The organism is Longimicrobium sp. (assembly GCF_036554565.1).
Classification (GTDB): domain Bacteria; phylum Gemmatimonadota; class Gemmatimonadetes; order Longimicrobiales; family Longimicrobiaceae; genus Longimicrobium.
The window spans coordinates 1-3,971 of record NZ_DATBNB010000202.1 but is presented as its reverse complement, the minus strand read 5'-3'; the positions used below and the strand labels follow the sequence as shown (position 1 = coordinate 3,971).

Below are 3,971 nucleotides of genomic sequence, written 5' to 3'. Positions count from 1 at the left end.
CACGGGCGAGCGGCCGTTCGTGGCCGAGGCGGGGCAGGTGCCCACGTCGTGGAAGGTGCGCCGACCCATCCGCGAGCTGAACGCCGAGGTGCCCGCCGCGGTGGACGAGGTGCTGATGCGGGCGATGTCGGAAAAGGCCTCCGACCGCTATCCCGATGCCGACTCGTTCGCCGACGCACTGGACGCGGCCGCGCGCGAGGACGACGAGACGGCGATCGCCCCCGCGGCGATGGCCGGTGGCGCCATGGGCGTCGCGGCGATGGACGACGTGGATGATGGCACCGTCGTGGCGCCCACGGCACCGCCTTCGGCGCCGGAGCCGCCACCGGCTGCTCCGCCGGTGCGGCCTGTTGCCGCGGCCGTGGCGACGGGTCCGGTGGACCGCCACCCGCTGCCGCCGCCCAGCACCGCGGCGGCCAAGCCGAAGCGCAGCAACACCTGGCTGATCGTGCTGATTGCCGCGCTGGTGCTGGGCGCGGGTGGCATGTGGGCCATGGTGTCGGGCGGGGGCGGGGGAGAGCCGGAGAAGGAGGCGGCCGGCACCGCGCTGAAGGAAGGCGAGCCCGTGGAGGGCAGCGGCCAGACTGGCGAGGTGGTGACCGGCACGGAGATCGAGCCGTCGACGCCCGAGTCGTCCGGCAACCCGGACGAGGGCTCCGCGCCCTCGCCGGGCGACGAGCCCGCTGAACCCGCCACCTCCGGCAGCACCCCGTCGAACCCCGGGACGGCGTTCCCCCCGGCGACCAGCCAGCCCGCGCCGCAGCAGCCGCGTGCACCTGGCGCACAGGTGCCCGTCGCGCGCCCGCAGCCTCAGCAGCCCCGGCAGCCGGTGCGCCAGCCCGTGCGTCAACCGGTTCGTCAGCCGGCGCGTCCGCCTGCGCAGCAGCCCCAGCGGCCGCCGCAGACTCAGACTCAGCCGCAGCAGCCTCAACCCCAGCAGCCGCAGCCTCAGCAGCCGCTACCCCAGCAGCCGCCTCAGCCGCAGCAGCCGACGCCGCAGCCTCAGCCGCAGCAACCAACGCCGCCGCAACCCCAGCCGCAGCAGCCACAGCCGCAGCCGGTGCCGCCGCCGCCGACGCCTGCTCCGCGCGACACCATCATCATCCGCAACCCGCCGGGTGCCGAGGCTGCTCCGGTACGATAAGGAACAGAACGTCTCACGCGGAGGCGCGGAGGTCGCGGAGAACAGAGGAGAGGCAGTTCTCCCGTCTCCGCGTCCCGCGCTCTCCGCGTGAGTTTTTTTGTTGGTGCTCTACAGGTCCAGCGGCAGGAACGTCGCGTCCGGATCGTCGGTGAGGCGCTGGATGAGGATGTGCTCGCGTCTCAGCAGGTCCGCGATCGTGCGCGTGGACGCATTCCCCACACGAAGCCACACGACCTTCGGAGGAGCTCCGAGCAGCGCGCTTCGCTCGTAGAAGTCTGTGTCCTTCGAGACGACGAGAAAGCCGTGCTCCGCGGCATACGCCCAAATTACCGCGTCGTCGGCACCTAACAGCCCCGCATCCCGGACCTGGACTGAACCAGGGTAGAGATCAGCGAGGCGACCGGCGAGCCGGAAGGAAAGGTTCTCGTCGAAGAGCAGTTTCAACCCGGTACCGCGAACAGCCGGCGCTCGCGGTTAGCCGCATAGCGGAGTACGGCGCGGAGGTCGTCGGCACTCAGGTCGGGGAAGTCAGACAGGATTTCGTCTTCCGTCATCTCCGACGCCATGTACTCGAGAACGTCCTGCACCGTAATGCGCGTGCCGCGGATGCAAGGTTTTCCGCTGCGCACCGCTGGGTCGATGGTGATTCGCTCGAGGTAATCCATGCTTCTACAGTAGTGGAGCCCCATCATCGCGGTCAACGCTCATCGAACGAGCACCCCTCGCCGTTCTCCGCGCCCTCCGCGCCTCCGCGTGACCCCCCGCAGTTACTCCACCTGCCGAATTGCCAAAGCCAGGTCCGTCGCGACCGACACGTTCTCGATCCACAACCCGCCATCGCCCGTGACCGCAACCTCCGCGCGGGAGCACTCCGCGCCGGCACGGGTGTTCCACGCGACGACGGAATAGCGGCCCGGCTGCAGCCCCGGCACGCCGACTCGCGTGACCAGCGGCTCGGCATCGGTGCGCACGCGGCCGTCGGGGGCCAGCGAGTCAGTGCGGAGCAGCCACACGATGGCCTGCGATTCGTCGCCGCAGCCGCAGACGGTGAGCCCCAGCGTGCCCAGCTGGATCTCGTGGTTCAGGTTGCGGCGGCGGAAGCGCGGCCAGTCGATCAGCCCCAGGAAGCCGGTGACGGCCTGCTGTGCCCGGCGCATTCCCGGCGTCAGCTTGTGCACCTTGCGGTTGGGCCAGCGCATGCCGCCGCCCGCCCCGCCCGACGCCAGGTGCGCCCACTGCATGTGGCGGAAGTACTCGTCGTCGAACACCTCCGGCAGGGTCTTGTTCTTGTCCTTGAAGGCGTGGATGGGGCCGTGCTCCGTGTCCAGGTACGGGCGCCCGTCCCGGATCTCGCCGAGGGCCTCGCGAACGAGCCGCCCCGTGTCGATGGCCGCCGCCACCGTGTCGGCGGGGTCGTCGATGCTCCCCGCCATGTACAGGTGCGTCGTCGCGAAGTCCAGCGACGGGTGCCGGTAGACGGCGTCCGCCAGCGGCACGTGCGGGCTCGCCCGCAGCTCGGGGCCGAACATCGACACCGTCTGCGGGCGCGTCCGGCCGTACAGCCGCATTTCCAGCGTGCGCACGTGCTCCGACATCTCGGCGATGAACTCGTTCATCACGTCGACGCAGTCCAGCTGCGAGTCGGCGTGGGCCGGGTGGATCTCGTTCCACAAATCCCACGACATCACCACGCCGCTGCCGCCCCACCGCTCCACCATGAAGCTGAACCGGTCCTTTACCGCCTGGCGCGTGTCGCGGCAGCGCAGCAGGTGGTTGGCGCCGCTGCTCGGCCCGCCGTTGTCGCGGTTCAGGGGATGCTTCGCCCAGCGGATCCACGTCCAGAAGGTGTCGTACGGCGTGAGCATCAGCCGCAGGCCATGGCGCGAGCACAGGGCCACCAGGTCGTCCCAGAACTGCACCACGGGCCGCGAGAACCGGCCGATGGGCCGCTCCAGGTACTTTCCCTGGTGCGCGCACTCCAGCATCATGCGGATGACGGTTACCCCATGTTCCGCCAGCCAGCGCAGGTGCCGGTCGGCGGCTTCCACGTCCTTGCGGCCGTACAGCGGACGCAGTTCCCGCCACGTCAACGCATCGTTGTAGCCGATGGGCGTCCACGCCGCCCCGGTGTCGTCCTGGAAGTACGATCCCGCGACTTCGATCCACGGAAGCTCCACCGCCTCCAGCGGGGCCGGCGCGGGCGCGCGCCGGCGAGTGGCTACCATCGTCATCCGCGGTTCGCCCCTGCCGGGGCCGCCGAGTTCCTGCTATCCATCGCGTTCTGCACGTAAGTCGTCAGTCCCGGTTCGTCACGAAGAGCAGCCCTCCCGCCTGCGTCGTCCAGCTACAGCTCGGCCGCGCCGTGCATCCGCGCGCGAAAGCCCGCCGCCGCCGCACGCATTCCCGCTTTACGCGGGGCGAACGGAAAGGCCACGGTCATCACCATCAGCCTCATGCGGCGGCTTCGCTCCCTGGAGGCGCGGGGCGGAGATCGAAGCCCGGCGGGGGCGAATAGATCCGGGGCATCGACAGCACGAAGTCCGGCTTCGCTGACCCGGCGACGACGCTCCCCCGGTTCTGGGGGAGGTCGAGGCTCGCCAGCCCCAGCTCCGCAATGGCCTCGGCGGCCCGGGCGCGCCACTCGTCGCCCGTCATCCATCCCCAGAGCTCGTAGTTCAGCTTGCCGGGGCGGGGCGGGCGGGTGAAGTCGTGGCCGGGGGAGAGGCGGAAGCGCTCGGCATCCCGCGGGAAGCGGGCGAGCGTGTCGCGCTGGGAGGCGTGGCAGGCGATCATCCGTTCCTTGTTGGCCACCTCGCGCTCCGACAGC

General features: G+C 70.7%; 3 protein-coding genes and 2 pseudogenes. 1 reads left to right on the top strand and 4 read right to left on the bottom strand.

Annotated features, from left to right (window positions below; translation table 11 throughout):
• Nucleotides 1-1,144: pseudogene (locus tag VIB55_RS05465) on the top strand (hypothetical protein); the annotation flags it as partial.
• Between the two features lie 108 nt (nucleotides 1,145-1,252).
• Here the strand turns inward: VIB55_RS05465 and VIB55_RS05460 are convergent.
• The 4 genes and pseudogenes from VIB55_RS05460 to VIB55_RS05445 all read right to left on the bottom strand — a co-directional run.
• On the bottom strand, nucleotides 1,253-1,588 hold the full coding sequence (locus VIB55_RS05460) for a DUF5615 family PIN-like protein (RefSeq protein WP_331875658.1): 336 nt from the start codon (nucleotides 1,586-1,588) through the stop codon (nucleotides 1,253-1,255).
• The gene (locus VIB55_RS05455; protein ID WP_331875657.1) at nucleotides 1,585-1,809 is read right to left on the bottom strand and encodes a DUF433 domain-containing protein; all 225 of its coding nucleotides are present in this window, start codon (nucleotides 1,807-1,809) and stop codon (nucleotides 1,585-1,587) included. Before VIB55_RS05455 ends, VIB55_RS05460 begins: the two co-directional genes overlap by 4 nt.
• A gap of 102 nt (nucleotides 1,810-1,911) precedes the next feature.
• Nucleotides 1,912-3,369, bottom strand: a complete 1,458-nt coding sequence (locus tag VIB55_RS05450; protein WP_331875656.1) for a hypothetical protein — start codon at nucleotides 3,367-3,369, stop codon at nucleotides 1,912-1,914.
• Nucleotides 3,370-3,595: 226 nt separating this feature from the next.
• Nucleotides 3,596-3,971, bottom strand: a pseudogene (locus tag VIB55_RS05445) (hypothetical protein); the annotation flags it as partial.

Excerpts from the sequence above, each read along its gene's own strand:
- VIB55_RS05455 (WP_331875657.1), bottom strand. The coding sequence starts at position 1,809 with ATGGATTACCTCGAGCGAATCACCATCGACCCAGCGGTGCGCAGCGGA.
- VIB55_RS05450 (WP_331875656.1), bottom strand. The coding sequence starts at position 3,369 with ATGGTAGCCACTCGCCGGCGCGCGCCCGCGCCGGCCCCGCTGGAGGCG.